Here is a 21,666-nt window from a genome sequence, read left to right on the forward strand (position 1 = left end):
TTTTCGAAGATCTACTAGTGATCTTTCGAAAATCTTTAGAACTTTGCCTTTAGTTTGCACTCCTGTCTCATGCCGCGAGTTCACCGCCGGATTCCTTCTCATGAGCTGCCATGGATAAGTCACTCGCTTTGCATCGTGCCAAACGTTTCGCCCTGGCTTGCCTGCTGGGTTCTGCCGTGTTGTTCGTCGCGGCGTCACTGGCACCGCCCTCGCTCTGGACCGCTTTGCTGCGCGCCATGGCCGAGGCCGCGATGGTCGGCGCGCTGGCGGACTGGTTTGCGGTCACCGCGCTGTTTCGCCGCATTCCCCTGCCCTTCCTGGCGCGCCATACGGCCATCATCCCGCGCAACAAGGATCGCATCGCCGACAACCTTGCCGTCTTCGTGGAAGAAAAATTCCTGAGTCCGCAGTCGCTGGCCGGGCTGGTACGCCGCCATGATCCGGCGCAGCGGCTCTCAGCCTGGATGGCTGCGCCCGAGAATGCGGCGCGCCTGGGCGGCTACATGGCGCAGGCGGTCGCAGGGGTGCTCACGCTCACCGATGACCGCCGCATCCAGGCCTTCGTGCGTGAGGCCTTGCAGGCCGCGCTGGGCAAGCTGGACCTGTCGCGCTCGCTGGCCAGCATCCTCGACACGCTCACCCTGGACGGCCGCCACCAGCAATTGCTGGATCGCGCCATCGTGGCCCTGGCCGAGCTGCTCAATCGCGAACAGACGCGCGCTTTCATCGCCGAGCGGATGGTGGAATGGCTGCAGCGCGAATATCCCAAGATCGAGAAACTGCTGCCGTCGAACTGGATCGGCGAGAAGTCCGCCGACACGCTCGCCGACATCCTCGACAAGCTCCTCACCGGCATCGCCGAAGATCCGCAGCACTCCCTGCGCCAGGCTTTCGATCGCCAGCTGGCCGGCTTCGTGGCGCGGTTGAAGGAGGACCCGGCCCTGCGCACACGGGCTGAAGAGATCAAGCGCGAGATCCTGCAGGGAGAGGCCGTCAACGCCTATGTGGGCAGCCTCTGGGAGAGCCTGCGCCAGTGGCTGCGGCAGGACCTGGCGCGCCCCGATTCGGCCCTGCACGCCCAGGCCAGCGCGGCCACCCAATGGATAGGCCGCGCCCTGCAGGAAGATGCCCAATTGCGCAGCTCGCTCAACGCGCACCTGGAGCAGGCCATCGCCAGCCTCAGCCCGGACGTGGCACAACTGCTCACGCGCCACATCAGCGACACCATCAAGCAGTGGGACACGGCCGAACTGTCACGCCAGATCGAACTCAACATCGGGCGCGACCTGCAGTACATCCGCATCAACGGCACGCTGGTGGGCGGCTTGATCGGTGCCCTGCTGTTCGGCCTGTCGTGGCTGATGCAATGGCTGGTGCACGGGGGTTGAGCACGGGCCTCAGGAGGACTGCCCGGCACTTTCCTTCAAGGCCTTGCGCATGATCTTGCCGGTGGCTGTGGTGGGCAGCGCATCGACGAAGGCAATTTCGCGCGGATATTCATGCGCCGCCAGCTGTGAACGCACATGCTGCTGCAGGGCCGCCACCAGTGCGGGTTCCGGGGTATGTCCCTCTTGCAGGACGACAAAAGCCTTCACCACCTCCGTACGCAGCGCATCCTTGATGCCGACCACGGCGGCGATGCGCACCGCCGGGTGGCGCATCAGGCATTCCTCGATCGGCGCCGGGCCGATGCGGTAACCGGCGCTGGTGATGACGTCATCATTGCGGCCCAGGTAGCGGATATAGCCGGCCTCATCCATGTTGCCCAGGTCCCCGGTGAGCAGGAACTGGCCCGCAAATTTTTCGCGGGTGGCCTCCTCATTGCGCCAGTAGCGCAGGAACATGACCGGATCCGGTGCGCGGATGCCGATATGACCGACCTCGCCGCGCGGCAGGATGGCGCCCTCTTCATCGACGATCTGCACGTCGTGCCCTGGCACGGCGCGTCCCATGCTGCCTGATGCGCTGGGATAGAGTTGGGCGGACGAAGACACCACCAGGTTGCATTCGGTCTGGCCGTAGAACTCGTTGATGGTCACGCCCAGTGCGCTGTGGCCCCAGGCGATGAGGTCGTCCCCGAGCGTCTCGCCGCCGCTGGCGACGCTGCGCAAGCTGAAATCCCATTGCGCGCGCGGATCGGGAGTGCCGCGCAGCATCTTCAGTGCGGTGGGCGGGAAGAACACGTTGCGAATGCCATGCCGCGCCAGCAGACCGAAGACGGTCGCCGCATCGAATTTTTCCAGGCGGCGCGCCACCACGGCCACGCCGTGATACAGCGAAGGCAGCAGCACATCGAGCAAGCCACCGATCCAGGCCCAGTCGGCTGGCGTCCAGAAGCGGTCCCCAGGCTGCGGGAAGCTGTCGTGCGAGACCTCCACGCCCGGCAGGTGGCCCAGCAGGACGCGCTGCGCATGCAGCGCGCCCTTGGCCTTGCCGGTGGTACCGGAGGTGTAGATGATCATGGCCGGATCATCGGCCAGGGTGTTGACCGTCTCGAAGACGGGCGAAGCCGCGCGCAGGCGATCCCAGAAGTCGGTGGTCTGCGGCAGCACGATGTCGGACTGCTCCACGCAGAACACCACCTTCAGCGCCGGCAGCGCACCGGCCAGGTGGACCTTGTCCATGCCGGCTGCATCGGTCACCAGCGCGGCGGCTTCGCTGTTGTCGAGGCGATAGGCGATGGCTTCCGGCCCGAACAGGTAGAACAGCGGCACCGTCACCGCGCCCAGCTTGTAGGCGGCGATGTGGGTGATGACCGTTTCGATGCGCTGTGACAGGTAGATGCCGATGCGGTCGCCGCGCCGGATGCCGGCCTCGGCCAGCACGTTGGCGAACTGGTCGCTCAGGACCTTGAGCTGGTCGAAGCTCCAGGTGATGACGTTGCTGTCGCCATCCTCGGCGATGATGGCTGCCCGGCCGCTGCCATCGGCCCAGCGGTCACAGGCGGCCAGGCCGATGTTGAAGTGCTCGGGGATCTGCCAGTCATGGGCAACGGGGGCGTCGGCGCGGTAATGGGCCGCGGTAATGGGGGCGCGTGGCGCGTTGTCGGGGGGCACGTCTTGTCTCCTATGGGGTGGGCGTTGGGCCTGCCTGCATCGGGCGGGGCTCCGGATGGGTCGGTCGTTACCGGCATGCCGTCTATCATAGCGCCCCTGCCGGGGATCGTCAGGGCACAACACAATGCCATGCACGCAATGGGCAGCATCGAACTCGGACGAGTTTGTGGCAAAAGCTTTTTCCATTCGCACCACTGCTCGCCGGCCTCTTCTAGCATGGCCCCTCCTCTCGCCATTTGCCGTTCAGCGCGCATCGTCCTGGCATCACGGATGCGGCCTCGACGGAATCTCCAGCAAGGATATCCGCATGCCCTACCGCACGCTCTCCGACGCATTTGCCCTCTGGACCCAACAGGTCCGCGCCATTCGGCTGCGCTTGCCGCAATCGCACGCCGCCCTGCAGGAGGCGCTGCTGGTGCAGCAGGTCATGGGGAGCGAATCGCTATGCGGTGCCTGCGAATATGAGCTGCTGTGCCTTTCACCACGCGAGGATCTGGTGCTCAAGGACTTCATGGCCTTGCCGGTGGAAGTCCAGCTGGTGACCGATCAAGGTGGCCTGCGGTCGGTATGCGGTCTCGTTGCCGAAGTGCATGCAGGGCAGATCGATGGCGACTTGAGCACTTATCGGCTGGTGCTGCGCGATGCACTCAGTCTGTTGGGCCAGCGCATCAATACGCGTGTCTTCCTGCATGCCAGCGAGGCCGATGTCACCCAGATACTCACCAGCGAATGGCGACAGGGCAATCCACTGCTGGCCAGCTGTCTGGAGGTGGATTGGTCGCTCCTGGCGGAGCGTTATCCGGTCCGTGAATTCATCATGCAGCACAACGAATCCGATGCCGACTTCCTGCGGCGCCTGTGGAAGCGGCGCGGCATCGGCTGGCACATCCGCCCGGCAGAGCCGCCGACACCCGGCCACGCCGCGTGCCCACGCCATACCCTGGTGCTCTTCAACGATGGCATGCAACTGCCGCGCAATGCGGCAGGAGCTGTCCCCTACCGACGCGACCATGCGCCCGGCACGCAGGATGCCATCCTGCGCTGGCAGGCCACGCGCCGCCTGTGTGCGGGCAGCCTCAGCCGCCATACCTGGGACCATGTACAGGACGCGCCGCTGCGCAGCCAGGTGGCACTGTTCCGGCGGAGTCGGGTGCTGCACCAAAGCCCCACGTTGTTCAGATATTCAAACATGAAGGAAAGCTGAAATCTCATGACAGTTATGACCATCAGTTTTCCTACAACGCCAAGATTGCACAAGCGGTCACCTTCTATTCCATCATTAGGATCGTCAACTCATCGGCGAAGTTGAAAACACCCTCGGGTGAAAAATGCTCATGAAGAATCCTGTTCGCTTTATCGCTGCTATGGCCTTCACAGTCTGGTTATTTTTATCTGGAGGCATCTCACATCAACAAGGATCGCAAATGATGAACACTGCCCGAGCAAGTGAGCCTAGTCCTGCCGTTTCAACCTTCTGTGCCGGTCATTTTCTTATCGATATGCCTGCGGGTTCAGTCCTCAGTGGCGGCAATTATCGCTACGATTTCGCACGGCTGGAGAAACCCAAAGCGATGAGCCTGGAAGAGTTCGAGGCGGAAATGACGGCTAAAGAGAAGCTTCTCAGCTCTACGAAGCATAAGGTCGAGCCTAGTCTATTGCGCTTGTTGGTGAAACCAGATCCGTACTCATGGATTTTCGTTTATTGGGAAGAGGAATTTATTACCAGTGTAGTAGAGGTGTACGGATACCGCTGGATCGACGGAACACGCTATCTTTTCAAGAAGGAGGCAGGCATGAGCAAGCCTCGCACCGGCACGATGAGTCGTCAGGATCACGCTATCGAGCGCATGCGCAAAATTCTCTTCAACCTGAAAAAGCGGTCAAACCACGAGATTCCGACAGAGCCCGGCTATTGCTTCGAAGAGGGCTTCATCGCCAACCCCGAATGGGAAATGGAAGAAGCAGCCATCGACATCGATATCGCAGGCCACCCGGACGCGTTCGTTTCCGTCTGGTTTTATCCACTATCCCGCGGGGCCCACAGTGCTCCCTTGCTGGACCGCGTCGGCGGCGTATTGCAAGCGCTGGGCCGGATGGCCACATCGGTACACGTGCTAAGACGAGGTGACCGCCAGGTCGGCCCCTACAAAGGCCAGGAATTCCTGGTCACAGCCCCCAGCAGCGGAGGGCTGCGCGGCCACAGTTTCATCTGGGAGACCGAAGGGGATGGCACACTCGATACGCCTGCGCTGAAGATCGAACTCACCACGGGCCATCGCGACAAAAACGGCAATCCTCAACAGACCAAACTGACCGACGAACAGGCCATGAACCTATGGGACGAGGTGCTCAGTAGTTTCCGCCTGCGACCTGTTGTCGCTACCCAAAGAAACCAGCCATGACTAGTCCAGCTATTCCTGTTGAGCCGACCCGTCTGGTCGGCACGCGCTGGGATGAGGATGGCAATGATGTGGCGCAATCCGTACTGACCGGGGAGAACATGAAGGTCAGGGCCTTGTGCCTGACCACGCCGGAGGTGGTGGTGCCGTTGCTGTTCGTGCCGGGCATCATGGGGACGCGGCTCAAGGTCAGCGGGCGCGACAAGGGAGCGGCATGGTTTCCCCCGGGCTTGTGCGCAATTGCCGGGGATGGCTCAACGCATTCTGGGCGTGGTGCATGGCGTGATGCCGGCCATTGGCGCCCCCGCCACCTACAAGCGCATGCGGGCAGGGTTTGAAGGGGCAGCGCAAGTCATCCTGGGACGCAATGCGGCCGACTGTACTGCGGTGATGGCCAATGCGCCTGGCGCATTGGAGCTGCTGCCGACGGCGCAATACAGGACCTGGAGCAATCGCGGGGAGCGGCATTGGCTGCGGGCCAGTTATCGGGCTATCGGACGGAGTGACATGGCTGAGGAGATGGACAGTTTTCTGGGCGAGGACGATCCCTACGGGAAGATCTATCTGAACAACTCGCAGGATTGGTGGAAGTTGGTGCGGGAGGATTTGATTGATCCGGCGGGGAAGGAGGATAAAGAACGCGCTGAGAGAGAGGGAAAAGTCTGCGCTTCGAAAAAGCCACCAATACAGGACTTCAATCAGTTTGCAGAGAATATGAAATTTGCTCGGACTCTGCATAAGCAGATTGAAGACCGGTATCACCCCAATACCTACGCGTATTACGCCGCCGACCCACAACAGCCTGCTTGGAACGAGATCTGCTGGAAGTGTGGCCCGATGGTGCCTGGTGATCCTGCTAAAGCACGACTACAAAAAGATGATCTGAACGGGATGTTAGAGCTTCGCTTCGGCGAGCGTCACCTCCATTACTTCACGCTTGAGAACGGAACCGGTCCAGGGGATGGCACGGTGCCAGCGGAGTCAGGTGGTGCGCCGAAGGCTCACGTTGTGCAGATATTCAAGCACGAAGGAAAGCTGAAATCTCATGACAGCTACGACCATCAGTTCTCCTACAACGCCAAGATTGCCCAGTCGGTGACCCTCTATTCCATCATCAGGATCGTCAACTCATCGGCCAATTCGAAATCAATGCCGAGAAAAAAATGCGCATGAAGAATTCGGCCCGCTTAATCGCCACGTCTGCCCTCACGGGCTGGTTGTTTGTCGCGGGCGACATCTCGTATCAACAAGGATTGCACATCATGAATTCTGCCCAGGCAAGTGAGTCAATTTCGTCTGTTTCCACCTTATGTACTGGTCATTTTTTAATTGATATGCCCGTAGGCTCGGTCGTCAGCGGCGGCAATTATCGCTACGACTACGCACGGCTGGACAAACCTAAGCCAATGAGCAGGGAAGACTTTGAGACAGAGATGTCCGCCAAGGAAAAGACCCTAAGGTCCACCAAGCATGAGGTCGAGCCCAGTTTATTGCGCTTGTTAATCAAACCGGATCCATATTCATGGATATTCGCCCATTGGGAGTACAACTTTAGCGAGAACATTGTGTTGGTAGACGGTTATCGCTGGATTGATGGCACAAGGTTTCTTTTCAGAAGCAAGGCAGGCATGAGCAAACCGCCCTCCGGCACAAAGGACTATCAGGAAGACGCCATCGACCGCATGAAAGCCATACTCGCTGGCCTGCGCAAACGAGCAACGCATGAGATTCCCACTGAGCCCGGCTATTGTTTTGAGGGCGGCTTCATCGCCAACCCAGAATGGGAAATGGAAGAAGCAGCCATCGACATCGATATCGCAGGCCACCCGGACGCGTTCGTTTCCGTCTGGTTTTATCCACTCTCTCGCCGGGCGCACAGTGCCCCCTTGCTGGACCGCGTCGGCGGCGTATTGCAAGCGCTGGGCCGAATGGCCACATCGGTACACGTGCTAAGACGAGGTGACCGCCAGGTCGGCCCCTACAAAGGCCAGGAATTCCTGGTCACGGCCCCGAGCAGCGGGGGGCTGCGCGGCCACAGTTTCATCTGGGAGACCGAAGGGGATGGCACGCTCGACACCCCCGCACTCAAGATCGAATTGACCACAGCCTATCGCGACAAGAACGGCAATCCCCAACAGACCAAGCTGACCGATGAACAGGCCATGAAGCTATGGGACGAAGTGCTGAACAGCTTCCGCCTGCGCCCGACCATGGCGCCTCAAGCCTCCAGCCCGTCACCATAGCGCGCACAGGCCCCCTTCCCCTGCATTTCCCCTGCCCTTCCCCTTTGAAAGGAATCCGCATGCCCAACATCATCCGCCTCGGTGACGCCACCTCCCACGGAGGCAAGGTCACGCAGGTGAGCGCACCCCATTTCAAGGTCGGTGGATTACCGGTCGCACGGGTCGGCGACGCCTGCAGCTGTCCGCAGCAGGGACACGACAACTGCACCATCGCCGAAGGACATCCCCATCACAAGGTCGATGGCGTCGCCGTCGCCTACGAAGGCCACAAGACCAGCTGCGGTGCCACACTCATCGCCAGCACCGCCACCTTCAGCGCTTCATAGCGGACCCGCCTGCACTCCACCACGGCGAACTGCCCACCTCAGGCGTAGGCCAGTCGCGCCGCCGATGGTGCTGCCACGCGCTTGAGTTCCGGCGTGCCACCTTCCAGCTTGAATACCGACACCAGCCGCGCCAGCTGTGCCGCCTGGTCCTGCAGGGATTGCGCTGCCGCGGCTGCCTGCTCGACCAGCGCGGCGTTCTGCTGGGTCACCTGATCCATTTGCACGATGGCCAGGTTGACCTGCTCGATGCCGGCGCTCTGCTCCTGGCCGGCGGCACTGATCTCGCTGACCACCTCCCCTACGCGCTGCACGCTCTGGACCACCTGCTGCATGGTCTGCCCCGCCTGCTCCACCAACTTGCTGCCATTGCCCACGCGCTCCACCGAGTCGGCAATGAGCGCCTTGATTTCATGCGCGGCCGTGGCAGAGCGCTGGGCCAGTGCCCGTACTTCCGAGGCCACCACCGCGAAGCCGCGGCCCTGCTCCCCAGCGCGCGCCGCTTCCACGGCGGCATTCAGGGCCAGGATGTTGGTCTGGAAAGCGATGCCATCGATCACCCCGATGATGTCGACGATCTTCTTGGAGGAGGCATCGATGGCGCCCATGGTGTCGACCACCTGGCTCACCACGGTTCCACCCTGGCGCGCGATGTCGGAGGCCGATCCGGCCAGCTGGTTGGCCTGGCCCGCATGGCTGGCGTTCTGCCTGACGGTCGCGGTGAGCTGTTCCATGGAGGAAGCTGTCTCCTCCAGCGAGGCTGCCTGTTGCTCCGTGCGCGAAGAAAGGTCCAGGTTGCCGCGCGCGATCTCGCTGCTGGCCGTGGCGATGGTCTCGGTGGAGACGCGTACCTGGCTGACGATGTCCAGCAAGCGGTCATTCATCTTCTTGAGCGCGCGCAGCAACATGCTGGTCTCGTCACGGCCATGCGCCTCGATGGCCGAGGTCAGGTCGCCGGCGGCCACCGTTTCGGCCACGCGCACGGCGCGGTCCAGCGGCGTGGTGATGCTGCGCGTGATCATCCACGCGATCAGGGCCGCAGCGATCAACCCTGCGGCGGCCAGCGCCAGCAGCAGTGCGCGGGCCTCGCCGTAGGTGCTTTCGACTTCGTCACCGGCGCTTTTCATCATTTCGTGCTGCTGCTTGATGAGGGCATCGGCCGCATTCATGGTGGCGCTCTGGACCGGCCGCACTTCGTCGATGAGCATGTCGATGGCACTCTCCTTGCCACCCTGCTGCACCATCGCCAGCACTTTGTCGCGCTTCTCGAAATAGGCGCTCTGAGCCGTGACCAGCTTGCCCAGGGCGCTGCGGCTGTCATCGTCGGTGAGCAGCTTCTCCAGCTGTGCCAGGTCCTCGCGGATGGCGCGGTCTGCTCCGGTGATGCGGTCGTATTCGCTCTTGATCTGCGGCTCGCGCTTCAACAGCAGAATGTTTCGTACCGAGCGCGCGATCAGGTTGAGCTGGTCGACGATATCGCCCGCTACCACGGTCTTGGGATACTTGTCATGGATCACATCCTTCATCTGCCCGTTGAGCTGCCCCAGGCGGGCGATGCCGCTGGCCGCCATGGCCAGCATCAGGACCATCAGCAGGCCGAAGCCCAGCCACAGGCGAGCACGAATGCTTACGTTGGAAAGTTGCATGAATTCCCCCTTGTTATCCTTGGTTGTCGGCAGGCAAGCCGATGGTGCGGCGTAACCGGAAAGCAACAAATGCGTGGCAACAAGTTGCGGCCGGCCTGATTCAGCTTAGGTGACGGGTGGCAGGAAGCCAAGCGCGACAAAGATATGTTGGATGGGAGGCCGCGCGGTCTCTTCATGCCGATACGATGGGGCTAGTGCTGCTTGGTATTGAGGCTATGATGAGGTCTCGCGAACAGCGCCCGGGAGAGAACTTGACTGCCGCATCCACCCTTCGGATCAGACCTGCCGTGGAGGGCGATGCCGCACTCCTTTTCCAGGCTGAGTACCAGACCAGCTTGATCCCCGGCCGGCTTATATCATTTCCGGACGAACTTGACCCGGCCGGCTTTGTGGCCAAGATCGTCTGGCTGCGTGAGCACGGCTGCTATCTGGTCGCGGAAGCCTTGGGCCAGCCCGTCGGCCATGCCAGTCTGGAGCCAATGCCCTTGCGCGCGATGGCGCATGTGTTCTCGCTGACCATCGTGGTTCATCCTGGCCAGACCGGCAGGGGGATCGGCCGCGCCTTGATGGCCGCGCTGTTGCATTGGGCAGAGGAGCAGCCGCACGTGGAAAAGCTGGAATTGCGCGTACGGGAGGGGAACACGGAGGCGCTCCGTCTGTACCAGCAATTCGGCTTCGTCGAGGAAGGCCGATTCGAGAAGCGCATCAAGCTGGCCGACGGCAGTTGTCTGGCCGATATTTCCATGGCGAAAATACTGCACTTCCCATGAATCTGGACGGGCAATGGGACAAACGTTTCGCTTGATTCACTGCCCCTGCATCACCACATCCCGCAACAAGCGATCCAGCACCGAATATTCGCCCCGCTCCGCCTTCTGGGGCGTCGGCACGTGCTCCAGCCGCTGCAATTCCAGTTCGATGAAACGATTGATCTCGGGGATGGCCGCGCCCTCTTCGGCCTCACCTGCGCGTCGTTTGATGACCAGGAGGGCATCGATGGCCGCGCGCAATGCCGTATCGCTCACCATGGCCTCGACCAGGTCGAGGAAACGCATCGGCACCGGGCCGCGCTGCTGCTCCACCCACAGCGCCGCCATCAGCGGCCGCAGCACGTAGAGATATTTCTTCAGGCGGACACGCTCGCCGTGCAGGTACTCGCGGTAATTCTTGCGCGCCATCTGCAGGTAGTGGTGGAACACGCGATCCGGACGATGTACCAGGTCGGCCGCGGCATTGATCTTGTCGACGAAGCTGACATCAGCCCGGTAGACCACCGGCGACGACAGCCATTCCACCACCGTGGCGTTGCCGTTGTGCAGGAGGGCCAGCGTCTTGCGCAGGTCCCAGCCGCTCACGTCATAGGTCGCATTGACGGGCAGTTCGATCACGTCGCGCCCGGGGAAGACCGTGAGATACCAGTCGGGCCGGTGCACGTAGATGAAGCGCACGTCGTAGTCACTGTCCGGGGAGGCAAATCCCCAGCCCCGGCTGTCTGACTCGCAGGCGAACAGCACGCGCACTTGGTGCTCGGATTCGATGCGCGCAAGCGTCTTGTCGATCTCGGCACGGATCTGCGGATCAATCGGATGTTCGTGGTGCTGCCAGTCGGCGGCAGCGGTGGGTGAGGTAGCGTCCATGCCGGGGATCATAGCAGGCAGGACCAGGTTTTCAGTCACCCAGATCGATCGTCCCCGCCAGCCGCACCGCCTCCGGCGTCTCATACATGGCCACCACCCAGGCCCGGTCGGCATCGCCGGCACGTTCGTTGAGCATGGCCGCCACGAAGTTGATCGAAGCACGATCCAGGCTGGCATAGGGATCGTCCAGCAGCGTGAGCGTGGCACGCGCGGCGAAGGCCGCTGCCAGGTAGACCTTGCGCTTGCTGCCGGTGGAGAGCATGAAGAGCTTCTTCTCCAGATGCGGCGTCAAGGACAAGCCTTCGGTCAGCGCCGGCAACAGCGCTTGATCGAACTGCGGATAGCGTTCGGCCAATGCCGCAAACACTTCCGGCGGAGTCATCTGGTCATAGGCCTCGCTGCGCGGATCGATGAAGAACACCTGGCGGCGATAATTCTCGGGCTCGCTGTCGAGCCGCAGGCCGTTCAGCTCCAGCACCCCGTCGCGCGCCGGCATGAGACCGGCCAGCAAGTTGAGCAGCGTGGTCTTGCCACGGCCATCGCCGCCGCGGACCAAGGTCACGCCGGGCGCGATACGGGCCGAGAAATCCTGGAACAGGTCCAGGCCGGGATAGGAAAAATTCAGGAGCGATACCAGCAGCAGCGCTGCGCGGTCGGAAGCTTGGGTCATCGGTGGGATCGAGGGATGCGGTAGAGGGGTGGCGCAGTGGCCATCAGTTGCGTTGGCGGCGGGCTGCCTGGCGCTTGGCTTCTTCAGCGGCCTGCTTCTCCTTGCGGGCATCGGCCAGCATGGCCAGCGCAAAGGCCAGCGGTGGATACAGCAGGATCAGGCCGCTCCAGTCATGGTCCGACAAAAACATCAGCGCAGCAATGCACAGGTCAACCGCCATCAGGAACATCAATGGCCACCCCACGGGCGCACCCAGGAAGGTCTTCTGCCGCTTGTTCTTGAAATACAGTGCCATGCCGTTCACCCTGCTTTGTGTCTCGCTGCATGGCCGCCGGGTAGCGCCGCTGGGCGCGTGGATGGGCGGGCAACATGCTGGCGAGGGGTTGTCTCCTGTCCCGGATTATAAAAGATGTGGGCACCGGGAGGGAGCCAGCCGCAGATCTTCCCATCCGGCAAAAATGGTCGAGCCTGTGGAAAAATATATAAAAAAAAACGGTCCCGGCAGATGCCGGGACCGTTGTTCTTGGCACGACCGTAGCGAGGCGACGGATCAACGTGCCTTGGCTGCCCCCGGCCACATGCGCACCACCAGGGCCAGCACCGCTGCCACCACGGCCAGGGCCACCACGCCAATCCAGCCCCATTGCGCCAGGGCCAGGCTGCCCAGGGCGGCACCGGACGCCATGCCGACGAAGACGCCGACGAACAGCACCGCATTGAGGCGGCTGCGGGCACCCGGCTCGATACCGTAGACGATGGTCTGGTGCGACACCAGCGTAGCCTGCACACCCAGGTCGAAACCGATTGCTGCCAAGGCCAGCAACACCAGTTGGCCTTGCGTGGAGAACCAGGGCGAAAGCGCCAACGCTGCGAAGGACAGTGCAGCCAGGCTGATCCCCAGGCGGGTCACCAGTTCCGGACCCTTCTTGTCCGAGATGCGGCCGGCCAGGGGCGCAGCCAGGGCACCGGCAGCACCGGCCAGGCCGAAGGCACCGGCGGCCGCGCTGCCCAGGTGGAAGGGCGCGCCATGCAGCATGATGGCCAGGGTCGACCAGAAGGCCGAGAAACCGACCGACAGCAAGCCCTGGGCCAGCGCGGCGCGGCGCAGGGCGCCATGCTTCTTGATGAGGGACCCCAGCGAACCCAGCAGCGCGCCATACGACAGGTGCGAGGTCGGATGGAAGCGCGGCAGGCCACGCCATGCCGCCACGCCGATCAGGGCGATGCTGGCCGAGGCGCCGACGAACATGGCGCGCCAGCCGAAGTGTTCGGCCACGAAGCCGCTGACCACCCGCGAGAGCAGGATGCCCAGCAGCAAGCCGGTCATGACGGTGCCGACGATGCGGCCGCGATGCTGTTCCGGCGCCAGGGTGGCGGCTGCCGGGATGATGTCCTGCGCCATCGTGGCGGTCAGGCCGATGGCCAGGCTGGCTGCCAGCAAGGTTGCCACGCCCGAGGCGGCACCTGCCAGCAGCAGCGCCACCGTCAGGATGGCGGCCTTGATGAGGATGATGCGGCGGCGGTCGTAGCGGTCGCCCAGCGGCGCCAGCAGCAGGATGCCCAGCGCATAGCCGAGCTGGGTCGACATCGGCACCATGCCCACGGCGCGTTCGGAGGCGCCGATGTCATCGGCCAGCACGCCCAGCATGGGCTGCGAGTAGTAGAGCGAGGCCACGGCCAGGCCGGCGCCGGTGGCCAAGAGGCCGATGAGGCCGGTCGATAGCCCATGGGAATGGGGATGGGAAGAAGCCGCAGCAGGTGCAGCTGTATGCGTCTTGGGAATGCTGTTCATGATGGAACCTCGATAAGGTGGGTGTGGGGCCGGCCCGGGAAATCCCTCTCTTTGCCAGCGTTGGAACGGATTGTCCGCCTCCCGGCTCGCATCTGGTAGTAGCGCCCACGGCAGAATTGTTATACGTTAGCCGTATGACCAAGCCTGCCGCCCCCGCCCCGAGCTTTTCCGCTACCGGCCTCACTGACCGCATCGAGCTGATCCAGACTTTCGTGCGCATCGTCGAGGCCGGCAGCCTGTCTGCCGCTGCGGCCCAGCTCGCGACCACCCAGCCGACCATCAGCCGCCGCCTGCAGGCGCTGGAGCGCTCGCTGGGCGTGCGCCTGCTGCAGCGCTCCACCCACGCCATGAAGATGACCGAGGATGGCGAGCGCTGCTACGAGCGCGCCAAGGAGCTGCTGGCAGGCTGGGATGAGTTCGAAAGCGAATTGCGCGGCGCCCGCCAGCACGCCGAAGGCACCCTGCGGGTGGTGGTGCCGCACGCCTTTGGCCAGAAGCAGCTGATCGCGCCCTTGTTGCAGTTCATGCAACGCCATCCGCGCATCACGGTGGAGTGGCTGCTGCATGACCGGGCGGCCGATTTCATCAGCCAGGGCATCGATTGCGCCATCCAGGTCGGAGAAGTCAACGATCCTTCGGTGGTCGCCATCCACCTGGCCGAGGTGCCGCGCATGACGGTGGTGGCACCTTCCGTGCTGCAGGGGCGCGCCCTGCCCCGCCAGCCGGAAGACCTGGCCGACTTCCCGTGGATCGCCATTCCCGCCTTCTACCGCCGCGAGATCACGCTCACCCATGCCGGCACCGGTGAGCAGCGCCAGGTGGGCTTCCGCCCGCAGCTGGTCACCGACAGCCTGTATGCGCTGCGCAACATCGCCATCGAAGGCATGGGGGTGGCCGTCGGGTCATCGTGGGTGCTGGCCGAGGATGTGGCCGCCGGGCGCCTGGTGCAATTGCTGCCCGAGTGGGAGCCGGCGCCGCTGCCGGTGTCGCTGATGTACCCGTATGCACGTTTTTACCCGGCCCGGCTGCGCCATTTCATCGACACCATGAAGGAAGCGATGCCCTCCGTGGTGCACCAGGCCGTGGGACGGGGTGCGCCCGGCGTCGAGCCAGGCGCGATGTGAACTATCAGTCCAGCCGCATGGTCTTGTGGCTGGCGTAGTGCTGATGCCATGTGAAGGCTTCTGCCAGCAGATGCGGTGTATGGCCACCGGCCTGGCAGGCACGTTCGAAGTAGTCGCGCAGTTGCGGCCGGTAATCCGGATGGCAGCACTGTTCGATCACCTTCACCGCCCGTTCGCGCGGTGCCAGGCCGCGCAGGTCGGCCAGGCCCCATTCGGTCACCAGCACGTCCACGTCATGTTCGCTGTGGTCCACATGCGAGACCATGGGTACCACGCTGGAGACCGCCCCATCCTTGGCCACGGACTTCGACACGAAGATCGACAGCTGCCCGTTGCGCGCAAAGTCGCCCGAGCCGCCGATGCCGTTCATCATGTGGGTACCGCCCACGTGGGTGGAATTGACGTTGCCGTAGATGTCGAACTCCAGCGCCGTATTGAGCCCGATGATGCCCAGCCGGCGCACCAGTTCCGGATGATTGCTGATCTCCTGCGGACGCAGTACCAGCTTGTCGCGATAGCGATCCAGGTTGGCCAGGAAATGCGCATACTTGGCCTGCGACAGCGTGATCGAGGAGGCCGAGGCAAAGGCCAGCTGGCCCGAATCGAGCAGGTCGATGGCGCTGTCCTGCAGCACTTCCGAATACATCACCAAATTGCGGAACGGCGAATCCACCAGTCCGTGCAGCACCGCGTTGGCAATCGTGCCGATGCCGGCCTGCAGCGGCGCCAGCGTATGCGGCAGGCGGCCCGCTTCCACTTCGCATTCGAGGAAATGGATCACGTGGCGCGCAATGGCGCGGGTCTCATCGTCCGGCGGCAGCACCGATGAAGGGCTGTCGGGCGTTTCTGTGAGCACGATGGCCACCACCTTCTCGGGATCGAAGGGAATGGTCGGATGGCCGATGCGGGCGACCGCTGCCGTCAGCGGAATCGGCTTGCGCTCGGGGCGTGCGGCCGGCAGGTAGATGTCGTGCAGGCCTTCCAGCGCCAGCGGCATGCTGGTGTTGAGTTCGATGACGATGTAGCGCGCCTGCTCCACGAAGCTGGCCGAATTGCCCACCGACATGGTGGGCACGATCCCTTCTTCGGTGATGGCGGCGGCCTCGATGACGGCGATGTCGATGCGCGAGGGCGTGCCGCTGCGCAATTGCTCGGCCGTCTCCGAAAGATGCTGGTCGATGAACATGACCTCGCCCGCATTGATCTTCTTGCGCAGCGTCGGATCGACCTGGAACGGCAGGCGCCGCGCCAGCAGGCCCGCTTCGGCCATGAGGCCATCGCTGCCATTGCCCAGCGAGGCACCGGTGATGACGGTGAAATGCAGTTCTTCGTGCGCGGCGCGATCGGCCAGCGCGCGCGGCATGGCCTTGGCATCGCCGGCGCGGGTAAAGCCGCTCAGGCCGATGGTCATGCCGTTGTGGAAGAAGGTGGCCGCCTGGGCGGCGGACATGACTTTGCCGGCCAAGGCGGGCTGGCGAATGCGCTGGCTATCCATGAGAGTGTGCTCCTGCTCGGGTTCTTTAGGGGGTGAGAAGTGCATCCTTGACGGACTTCTTGCATCTTGTTTGGTCCAAGTATAGGAGCCGGCAGGTATGCACTGTATGATTAAAATTCCGCCGTTCCAGTCGGAAAATGCATACTTCCCCGCCACCCGAAAACACCGCCGAAAGCCGCTGCCATGGACATCCGCGCCCTGCGCTACTTCACCGAGACGGTTCGCCAGGCCAGCTTCAGCCGGGCGGCCGATGCCCTGCACGTGACCCAGTCCACCGTCAGCAAGATGGTGCGCCAGCTCGAAGACGAGGTCGACGCCCCGCTGCTGGTGCGTGATGGCCGCCGCCTGCAGCTCACCGATACCGGGCGCGTGGTGTATGAACAGGGCCAGCAGATCCTGGCATCCATGCAGCGGCTGGATGCCGAGGTGCGCGATACCAAGGCGCTGCGCTGCGGCCGCCTGGAGATCGGCATCCCGCCCATGATCAACATCCTCTGCACACCGGTGCTGAAGGCCTTTCGCGAACGCCATCCCGAGATCGCCATCGTGCTCAAGGAAGACACCGGCCCGCAGATCGAAGAGCGCGTAGCCAATGGCGAACTGGAAATCGGCATGACGGTGCTGCCCGCCGATCCCGAACTGGATCTGCAGACCCTGCCGGTGGCGCGCTACCCCATGTGGGCGGTGGCCCAGGCCGGACGCTTCCAGAAAAACCGCGCCACCCTGCGCTGCCGGCAGCTCGACGGCATGCCGCTGGTGCTGCTCAACAACGAGTTCGGCCTCACCCGCAGCCTGCGCGGCATGTTCGGGGAATTGGGGATACAGCCGGAGATCGTGGCCCAGAGCGCCCAGTGGGACTGGCTGGTGGCCATGGCCCTGGCCGGCATGGGGGCGGCGCTGCTGCCGGAACCCTTCATCCACCGCCTGGCCACCGACCAGCTGCAGGCGGTGCGGCTGGTGGAGCCGGAAGTGCAATGGCAGGTGGCCTACGTCACGCGCGGCGGTGGTTATCTCTCGCATGCGGCGAGGGCATGGATGGCCTTGAGCGAGGAATTGTTTGCCGGTGGCCGTGTGCGCAGGTAAAGGCGAGATGGCGCAGCAAAGCGCCTCGGTGCAAAAAGCGTCAGCATTCCATTTTGGAATGGAATCGGTGAATTTAAGTCATGCCATGAATACTTCGGATTCCTATACTGGACTTGCCGATACCTGCCGCCCCTCCTCACTCGTCAATTCGGAACCGGAATGACGTCTTGACGCAGTGAGTGCGCAGGTGTCGGTACTCTCCACAAGTGCTCCACCCTCCTCCACCTGCCCGCTCCCCAGCACGATCATGCCGCCGCTCTTGTCGTCGCGATTTTCCGTCCGCTTCTCCGTCCGTTTTTCCCTCTATCGTTTCCTCCTGCTGCACTACTGCCGCCGCTGCCGCACCCGGGTCGAGCGCTGGCGCCTGCAGTTCCCGCTACGCCACGCCAACCTCTCCGAGGGCCTGCGCGCGGCCTGCGGGGCGGCCGCCATGCTGCTGCTGGGCGAGTGGCTGGGCAATCCCCTGTTCTCGTGGGCGGCCATCGGTGCCTTCCTCACCAGCCTGGCCGACAGTGCCGGTTCCAATCGCGCGCGACTGGCCTCGATGGGCGGGTTTGCCCTGGCCTCGACGCTCGGTGGCATGGTCGCTGCCACCGCCGCCGGCTGGCGCGTGGAGGCGGGTTTGCTGGCCATCATGGCCTGCGCCGGCGTGGCCGGGTTCTCCCGTATCTACGGCGCCGCCGCCGGCCTGGTACTGATGCTGGCCGCAGGCGTGTCGGCCATCATGGCCGATGCCCCGGTAGTGCTGTGGCCGCTGGCACAAAGCCACGTCCTGATCTATTTCGCCGGCTGCCTGTGGGCGCTGCTGCTGGGGCTGACGGTCTGGCGCATCCACCCCTTCGCCCCGGCGCGCCAGGCGGTGGCGCGGGCCTATGGCACGCTGGCCGAGCTGGCCGGCCTGGCCGCGGCCACTGACCTGGACGATGCCGCCTATGCCGTCCACGCCGCCGAACTGGCCGCGCACACCCGCCGCCATGCGCGCTTCGACCTGGCCGCCGCCCATCGCGCGCTGGAAGCCGTGGCCATCGAACGCACCGAGTCGCGCCGCCTGTATGAAAACCTGCTGGTGCGCCTGGCGCGGGCCGATGCCCTGCTCGATGGCATCACCGTACTGGCCGACCTGCAGCTGACCCATTACCAGCCGCTGCGCGCACGCCAGCGCAGTGCCCGCGTGCTGGGCGCGATCGCCCGCCAGCTGCAGGCCATGCAGCGCGAGATGCAGCGCGGCGAGGCCATCGCCGCCGATGAAGATGCGCGCATCATGCTGCGCTTGCGCCAACTGGTGGCCCGCCTGCCCAGCGGTACCGGGCGGCTGCTGCAGCAGCTCGATACCCCGCTGGCGCTGGGCGCCGATGACCCGGCGCGCCTGAAGCAGGCCGCCCGCACCGCACGCGAAGAGCGCCGTGGCCTGGCGGCCCTGCTGCACCGGCTGCGTGCACTGGCCCGCAAGGCCGCGCTGCACGTGCGGGCCGGGTCGGCCGAGTGGCACCACGCCTGGCGTTGCGCGGCCGCAGCGGGCGCGACCTACCTCATCGTGCATCTGCTGGAATTGCCCTTCGGCTACTGGGCCACCATGGCCACCATGCTGGTCATGCAGCCCAGCATTGCCGAGAGCTGGTCGCGCAGCATGGAGCGCGCCATCGGCAGCGTGGTCGGCGGTGCGCTGGCCGTGGCCGTCTGCCTGGTGGTGCATTCGCCGCTGGGGCTGGCGCTGCTGGTGTTCCCGTTGACGGTGCTGACCATGGCGCTGCGCCCGGTCAGCTATGGCCTGTACGCGACCTTCCTCACCCCGGTGTTCGTGCTGGTGGCCGATGTGGGCGGCGATCCGGCGCATGAGCTGGCCAATGCCGCGCTGCGCGCCGGCAACAATGTCATCGGCGCGCTGGTGGCGGTGGCCGCCAGCTATCTGTTCTGGCCGCGCCGCCAGCAGGCGGACCCGCAGCAGCAATTGCGGACCATGGCCCAGCTCAACCTTGCCTACCTGACGGAGGCGCTGGCCGGACGCGATGCGCTGCACGACAAGGCCCGCCTGGCGCAACTGCACGCGCATCGGCGTGCGGCGTGCGTGGCCAATGTGGAAGCCGGCCTGCTGCTGCAGCGCCAGGCGCGCGAACGCGGCTGGCTGGAGCGCGACCAGGGGCGCGGACGTACCGCCGTGGCCCTGTCGCGCCGGCTGGCCGCTGCCGCCAGCCACCTGTGGGCGCATCCGCAACCGGCCGAAGCGGTCTTGCTGGAGTGGCTGCGCGCCCTGGCCCAGGCCCTGCAGGACCAGGACACGGCCACCCTGCACGCCCTCACGCGCAGCCGCCCGGCGCCGGTACAGCTGGCCCAGGCAGCGGCGGTGGAGACGGCCTGCCTGCTGGTGGCGGCGCTGGAGGCCGGTGCTGCGCCCTCTCCGTCCAATTAGCGGAAACAAAATCCCCCTTCCCTGTTCGAACCGGAAAAGCGCCCCGCACGTAGCGGATCGACAACACTCTGGATGGAAGGGAACGGATGAGCCTGGATCTCGATTTTCTGTACAACATGAACGAGGGGCCATTGCGCTCCGGCCTGATCGTGCTGGGCGTGGCCCTGGTTTCGGTGCTGGTGGCCATTCTCCTGCACCGCATGGGGGTGGCGCTGGTGCGGCGCCTGGCACGCGGGCGGCCCTTCACCACGACGGCCACCCAGGTCACCTTCAATGCCAGCCGTACCTGCGTGATTCTCTTCATGCTGCGCCTGGTGCTGGCCGGGGCGCCGGACAACACGCCGGGCATCACCCGCATCTCCTACCTGACTTCGGTGGCCTTCATCCTGGCGCTGACCTGGTTCCTCATGCGCTGCGTGAAGTCGGTCAGCACCACGGTCATCAACCTCAATCCCTATGATGTGGCCGACAACCTCAAGGCCCGCCGCATCCTGACCCAGACCCGCGTGCTCTCGCGCAGCGCCTATTTCATCATCGCCTTGCTGGGCCTGGCCTTCGTGCTGCTGACCCTGCCCGGCGCGCGCCAGTTCGGCGCCAGCCTGCTGGCCTCGGCCGGGGTGGCCGGCATCGTCGCCGGTATCGCGGCCAAGCCGGTGCTGGGCAATTTCTTTGCGGGCCTGCAGATTGCGTTTTCGCAACCGATCCGCATCGATGACGTGCTCATCGTCAAGGGCGAATGGGGACGCGTGGAAGAGATCACCGGCACCTTCGTCGTGGTCAGGATCTGGGATGAGCGGCGCATGATCGTGCCGCTGCAATGGTTCATCGAAAATCCCTTCGAGAACTGGACCCACACCTCCTCCACCATCCTGGGCACGGTGTTCCTGTGGCTGGATTTCACGGTGCCGACGGCGGCCATCCGCGCCGAGTTCGAGCGTGTCTGCCAGACCCTGCCGCTGTGGGACAAACGGGTCTGCGTGATGCACGTGACCGATACCAGTGAGCGCAACATGCAGGTGCGCCTGCTGGTCTCGGCCAGGGATTCGGGCTCGGCCTTCGACCTGCGCTGCCAGATCCGTGAACACATGATCGGCTTCATCGCCAGCAACTATCCGGATGCCCTGCCCCGCTTGCGTGCCGAGGTGTCGCCGCGCAACCAGCCGGAGGCGCTCGACACCATCATCGATGGCGCGCCGGGAGAGAAAAGCAGCTGAACAAAACAAAGCGGGCCGCACTTTCGTGGGGCCCGCCTGGAGGGGAATCTGGCGCGCCGGCTGGTCCGGGGCGCCTTTTTTGCGACCGCAACTTATTGATTCGAGATGGAGAGCTCGCCATTGGCGCGGGCTTGGGCCAGTTCGGCGCGCACTTCGTCACGGCTCTTGGTGGAGGCCACGACCTTGACGTTCTGGTCGCGATCGCTCACCAGCAGCTGGCCATTGGCGCGGGCTTGTTGCAGCTCGGCGACGACATCGGCGCGGGTCTTGGTGGAGACGAAGCGGGTTTCAGCGGGGTACTGGGCTTCAGCCATGGCAGCGCCAACGGCGGTGGTCAGCAGCAGGCCGGCAAACAGGTTCTTGGCAATGTTCTTGGTGTTCATGATGGGTTCCTTTTCAGTGAGAGAGGATGCGCACGTCAACCCGTTCCGGAGGTGTTGGATCAGTCATCGCGTGCTGTCATCGTGAAACCAAGTTTAGAGAGTCCCACCTCAAAGAAAAAGCCGCAAAACCGGAATTCATTGTTCCGTAAAACACTAACAATTCAGGATTGCCGGATGCCGCCGCCGACCGGCCT

20 protein-coding genes are annotated in these 21,666 nt (G+C 64.0%); 12 read left to right on the forward strand and 8 right to left on the reverse strand.

Annotation, left to right across the window (positions count from 1 at the left end):
• The first annotated feature begins 110 nt into the window (after positions 1 to 110).
• Positions 111 to 1,388, forward strand: coding sequence for a DUF445 domain-containing protein (locus CEJ45_RS21730; protein ID WP_088757142.1), 1,278 nt, complete (start codon positions 111 to 113; stop codon positions 1,386 to 1,388).
• Positions 1,389 to 1,397: 9 nt separating this feature from the next.
• On the opposite strand, the gene CEJ45_RS21735 is transcribed toward CEJ45_RS21730, so the two are convergent.
• Positions 1,398 to 3,026 carry an acyl-CoA synthetase gene (locus CEJ45_RS21735; protein WP_162292105.1) on the reverse strand — a complete coding sequence of 543 codons (1,629 nt, stop codon included), beginning with the start codon at positions 3,024 to 3,026 and terminating at the stop codon, positions 1,398 to 1,400.
• Positions 3,027 to 3,363: 337 nt separating this feature from the next.
• Between CEJ45_RS21735 and CEJ45_RS21740 the strand changes: the two genes are divergently transcribed.
• The 6 genes from CEJ45_RS21740 to CEJ45_RS21760 all read left to right on the forward strand — a co-directional run bounded on the left by CEJ45_RS21740 (position 3,364) and on the right by CEJ45_RS21760 (position 8,024).
• On the forward strand, positions 3,364 to 4,260 hold the full coding sequence (locus CEJ45_RS21740) for a type VI secretion system Vgr family protein (protein ID WP_088757144.1): 897 nt from the start codon (positions 3,364 to 3,366) through the stop codon (positions 4,258 to 4,260).
• Positions 4,261 to 4,390: 130 nt separating this feature from the next.
• Complete coding sequence (locus CEJ45_RS21745; protein WP_229296999.1) at positions 4,391 to 5,458, forward strand: T6SS immunity protein Tli4 family protein; 1,068 nt, start codon at positions 4,391 to 4,393, stop codon at positions 5,456 to 5,458.
• A complete protein-coding gene (locus CEJ45_RS25205; RefSeq protein WP_241517405.1) occupies positions 5,455 to 5,793 on the forward strand; it encodes a hypothetical protein in 339 nt (112 codons plus the stop codon). Before CEJ45_RS21745 ends, CEJ45_RS25205 begins: the two co-directional genes overlap by 4 nt.
• Positions 5,705 to 6,628 carry a hypothetical protein gene (locus CEJ45_RS21750; protein WP_241517406.1) on the forward strand — a complete coding sequence of 308 codons (924 nt, stop codon included), beginning with the start codon at positions 5,705 to 5,707 and terminating at the stop codon, positions 6,626 to 6,628. The genes CEJ45_RS25205 and CEJ45_RS21750 overlap by 89 nt, the downstream gene beginning before the upstream one ends.
• Positions 6,625 to 7,698, forward strand: a complete 1,074-nt coding sequence (locus CEJ45_RS21755) for a T6SS immunity protein Tli4 family protein (protein WP_420913317.1) — start codon at positions 6,625 to 6,627, stop codon at positions 7,696 to 7,698. Before CEJ45_RS21750 ends, CEJ45_RS21755 begins: the two co-directional genes overlap by 4 nt.
• Positions 7,699 to 7,757: 59 nt before the next feature.
• Complete coding sequence (locus tag CEJ45_RS21760; RefSeq protein WP_088757147.1) at positions 7,758 to 8,024, forward strand: PAAR domain-containing protein; 267 nt, start codon at positions 7,758 to 7,760, stop codon at positions 8,022 to 8,024.
• A gap of 38 nt (positions 8,025 to 8,062) precedes the next feature.
• Here CEJ45_RS21760 and CEJ45_RS21765 read toward each other — a convergent pair whose 3' ends face one another.
• Positions 8,063 to 9,667: a methyl-accepting chemotaxis protein gene (locus CEJ45_RS21765; RefSeq protein ID WP_088757148.1), complete on the reverse strand. Its 1,605-nt coding sequence runs from the start codon at positions 9,665 to 9,667 to the stop codon at positions 8,063 to 8,065.
• A gap of 251 nt (positions 9,668 to 9,918) precedes the next feature.
• On the opposite strand from CEJ45_RS21765, the gene CEJ45_RS21770 reads away from it, so the two are divergent.
• Positions 9,919 to 10,437, forward strand: coding sequence for a GNAT family N-acetyltransferase (locus CEJ45_RS21770; RefSeq protein WP_229296997.1), 519 nt, complete (start codon positions 9,919 to 9,921; stop codon positions 10,435 to 10,437).
• Positions 10,438 to 10,473: 36 nt separating this feature from the next.
• On the opposite strand, the gene CEJ45_RS21775 is transcribed toward CEJ45_RS21770, so the two are convergent.
• The 4 genes from CEJ45_RS21775 to CEJ45_RS21790 form a co-directional block, all read right to left on the reverse strand.
• Positions 10,474 to 11,304, reverse strand: coding sequence for a nucleotidyltransferase domain-containing protein (locus tag CEJ45_RS21775; RefSeq protein ID WP_088757203.1), 831 nt, complete (start codon positions 11,302 to 11,304; stop codon positions 10,474 to 10,476).
• 31 nt (positions 11,305 to 11,335) lie between these two features.
• The gene (locus CEJ45_RS21780; RefSeq protein WP_088757149.1) at positions 11,336 to 11,974 is read right to left on the reverse strand and encodes an ABC transporter ATP-binding protein; all 639 of its coding nucleotides are present in this window, start codon (positions 11,972 to 11,974) and stop codon (positions 11,336 to 11,338) included.
• A gap of 43 nt (positions 11,975 to 12,017) precedes the next feature.
• The gene (locus CEJ45_RS21785; protein WP_088757150.1) at positions 12,018 to 12,269 is read right to left on the reverse strand and encodes a hypothetical protein; all 252 of its coding nucleotides are present in this window, start codon (positions 12,267 to 12,269) and stop codon (positions 12,018 to 12,020) included.
• Positions 12,270 to 12,524: 255 nt separating this feature from the next.
• Positions 12,525 to 13,766: an MFS transporter gene (locus CEJ45_RS21790; protein WP_088757151.1), complete on the reverse strand. Its 1,242-nt coding sequence runs from the start codon at positions 13,764 to 13,766 to the stop codon at positions 12,525 to 12,527.
• Positions 13,767 to 13,900: 134 nt separating this feature from the next.
• Between CEJ45_RS21790 and CEJ45_RS21795 the strand changes: the two genes are divergently transcribed.
• The gene (locus CEJ45_RS21795; protein ID WP_088757152.1) at positions 13,901 to 14,890 is read left to right on the forward strand and encodes a LysR family transcriptional regulator; all 990 of its coding nucleotides are present in this window, start codon (positions 13,901 to 13,903) and stop codon (positions 14,888 to 14,890) included.
• 4 nt (positions 14,891 to 14,894) lie between these two features.
• Here CEJ45_RS21795 and CEJ45_RS21800 read toward each other — a convergent pair whose 3' ends face one another.
• Complete coding sequence (locus CEJ45_RS21800; protein WP_088757153.1) at positions 14,895 to 16,385, reverse strand: acetyl-CoA hydrolase/transferase family protein; 1,491 nt, start codon at positions 16,383 to 16,385, stop codon at positions 14,895 to 14,897.
• Between the two features lie 183 nt (positions 16,386 to 16,568).
• Here CEJ45_RS21800 and CEJ45_RS21805 point away from each other — a divergent pair, with 183 nt between their 5' ends.
• From CEJ45_RS21805 to CEJ45_RS21815, 3 genes are all read left to right on the forward strand, one after another.
• Complete coding sequence (locus CEJ45_RS21805) at positions 16,569 to 17,468, forward strand: LysR substrate-binding domain-containing protein (RefSeq protein WP_088757154.1); 900 nt, start codon at positions 16,569 to 16,571, stop codon at positions 17,466 to 17,468.
• A gap of 247 nt (positions 17,469 to 17,715) precedes the next feature.
• Positions 17,716 to 19,875, forward strand: coding sequence for an FUSC family protein (locus tag CEJ45_RS21810; protein WP_088757155.1), 2,160 nt, complete (start codon positions 17,716 to 17,718; stop codon positions 19,873 to 19,875).
• Positions 19,876 to 19,961: 86 nt separating this feature from the next.
• Positions 19,962 to 21,089: a mechanosensitive ion channel family protein gene (locus CEJ45_RS21815; protein WP_088757156.1), complete on the forward strand. Its 1,128-nt coding sequence runs from the start codon at positions 19,962 to 19,964 to the stop codon at positions 21,087 to 21,089.
• Between the two features lie 92 nt (positions 21,090 to 21,181).
• Here the strand turns inward: CEJ45_RS21815 and CEJ45_RS21820 are convergent, their stop codons facing one another.
• The gene (locus tag CEJ45_RS21820; RefSeq protein WP_088757157.1) at positions 21,182 to 21,472 is read right to left on the reverse strand and encodes a DUF4148 domain-containing protein; all 291 of its coding nucleotides are present in this window, start codon (positions 21,470 to 21,472) and stop codon (positions 21,182 to 21,184) included.
• Between the last annotated feature and the right edge of the window lie 194 nt (positions 21,473 to 21,666).

The organism is Herbaspirillum aquaticum, assembly GCF_002213425.1.
Classification (GTDB): Bacteria; Pseudomonadota; Gammaproteobacteria; order Burkholderiales; family Burkholderiaceae_D; genus Herbaspirillum; species Herbaspirillum aquaticum.

Bases quoted from the DNA above. Each gene is read 5' to 3' on its own strand.
- CEJ45_RS21820 (WP_088757157.1), bottom strand. From the start codon at position 21,472: ATGAACACCAAGAACATTGCCAAGAACCTGTTTGCCGGCCTGCTGCTG.
- CEJ45_RS21775 (WP_088757203.1), bottom strand. From the start codon at position 11,304: ATGGACGCTACCTCACCCACCGCTGCCGCCGACTGGCAGCACCACGAA.
- CEJ45_RS21755 (WP_420913317.1), top strand. From the start codon at position 6,625: ATGAAGAATTCGGCCCGCTTAATCGCCACGTCTGCCCTCACGGGCTGG.
- CEJ45_RS21750 (WP_241517406.1), top strand. From the start codon at position 5,705: ATGGCTCAACGCATTCTGGGCGTGGTGCATGGCGTGATGCCGGCCATT.
- CEJ45_RS21795 (WP_088757152.1), top strand. From the start codon at position 13,901: ATGACCAAGCCTGCCGCCCCCGCCCCGAGCTTTTCCGCTACCGGCCTC.
- CEJ45_RS25205 (WP_241517405.1), top strand. From the start codon at position 5,455: ATGACTAGTCCAGCTATTCCTGTTGAGCCGACCCGTCTGGTCGGCACG.
- CEJ45_RS21805 (WP_088757154.1), top strand. From the start codon at position 16,569: ATGGACATCCGCGCCCTGCGCTACTTCACCGAGACGGTTCGCCAGGCC.
- CEJ45_RS21765 (WP_088757148.1), bottom strand. From the start codon at position 9,667: ATGCAACTTTCCAACGTAAGCATTCGTGCTCGCCTGTGGCTGGGCTTC.
- CEJ45_RS21810 (WP_088757155.1), top strand. From the start codon at position 17,716: ATGCCGCCGCTCTTGTCGTCGCGATTTTCCGTCCGCTTCTCCGTCCGT.
- CEJ45_RS21800 (WP_088757153.1), bottom strand. From the start codon at position 16,385: ATGGATAGCCAGCGCATTCGCCAGCCCGCCTTGGCCGGCAAAGTCATG.
- CEJ45_RS21785 (WP_088757150.1), bottom strand. From the start codon at position 12,269: ATGGCACTGTATTTCAAGAACAAGCGGCAGAAGACCTTCCTGGGTGCG.
- CEJ45_RS21730 (WP_088757142.1), top strand. From the start codon at position 111: ATGGATAAGTCACTCGCTTTGCATCGTGCCAAACGTTTCGCCCTGGCT.
- CEJ45_RS21790 (WP_088757151.1), bottom strand. From the start codon at position 13,766: ATGAACAGCATTCCCAAGACGCATACAGCTGCACCTGCTGCGGCTTCT.
- CEJ45_RS21745 (WP_229296999.1), top strand. From the start codon at position 4,391: ATGAAGAATCCTGTTCGCTTTATCGCTGCTATGGCCTTCACAGTCTGG.
- CEJ45_RS21760 (WP_088757147.1), top strand. From the start codon at position 7,758: ATGCCCAACATCATCCGCCTCGGTGACGCCACCTCCCACGGAGGCAAG.
- CEJ45_RS21780 (WP_088757149.1), bottom strand. From the start codon at position 11,974: ATGACCCAAGCTTCCGACCGCGCAGCGCTGCTGCTGGTATCGCTCCTG.
- CEJ45_RS21740 (WP_088757144.1), top strand. From the start codon at position 3,364: ATGCCCTACCGCACGCTCTCCGACGCATTTGCCCTCTGGACCCAACAG.
- CEJ45_RS21815 (WP_088757156.1), top strand. From the start codon at position 19,962: ATGAGCCTGGATCTCGATTTTCTGTACAACATGAACGAGGGGCCATTG.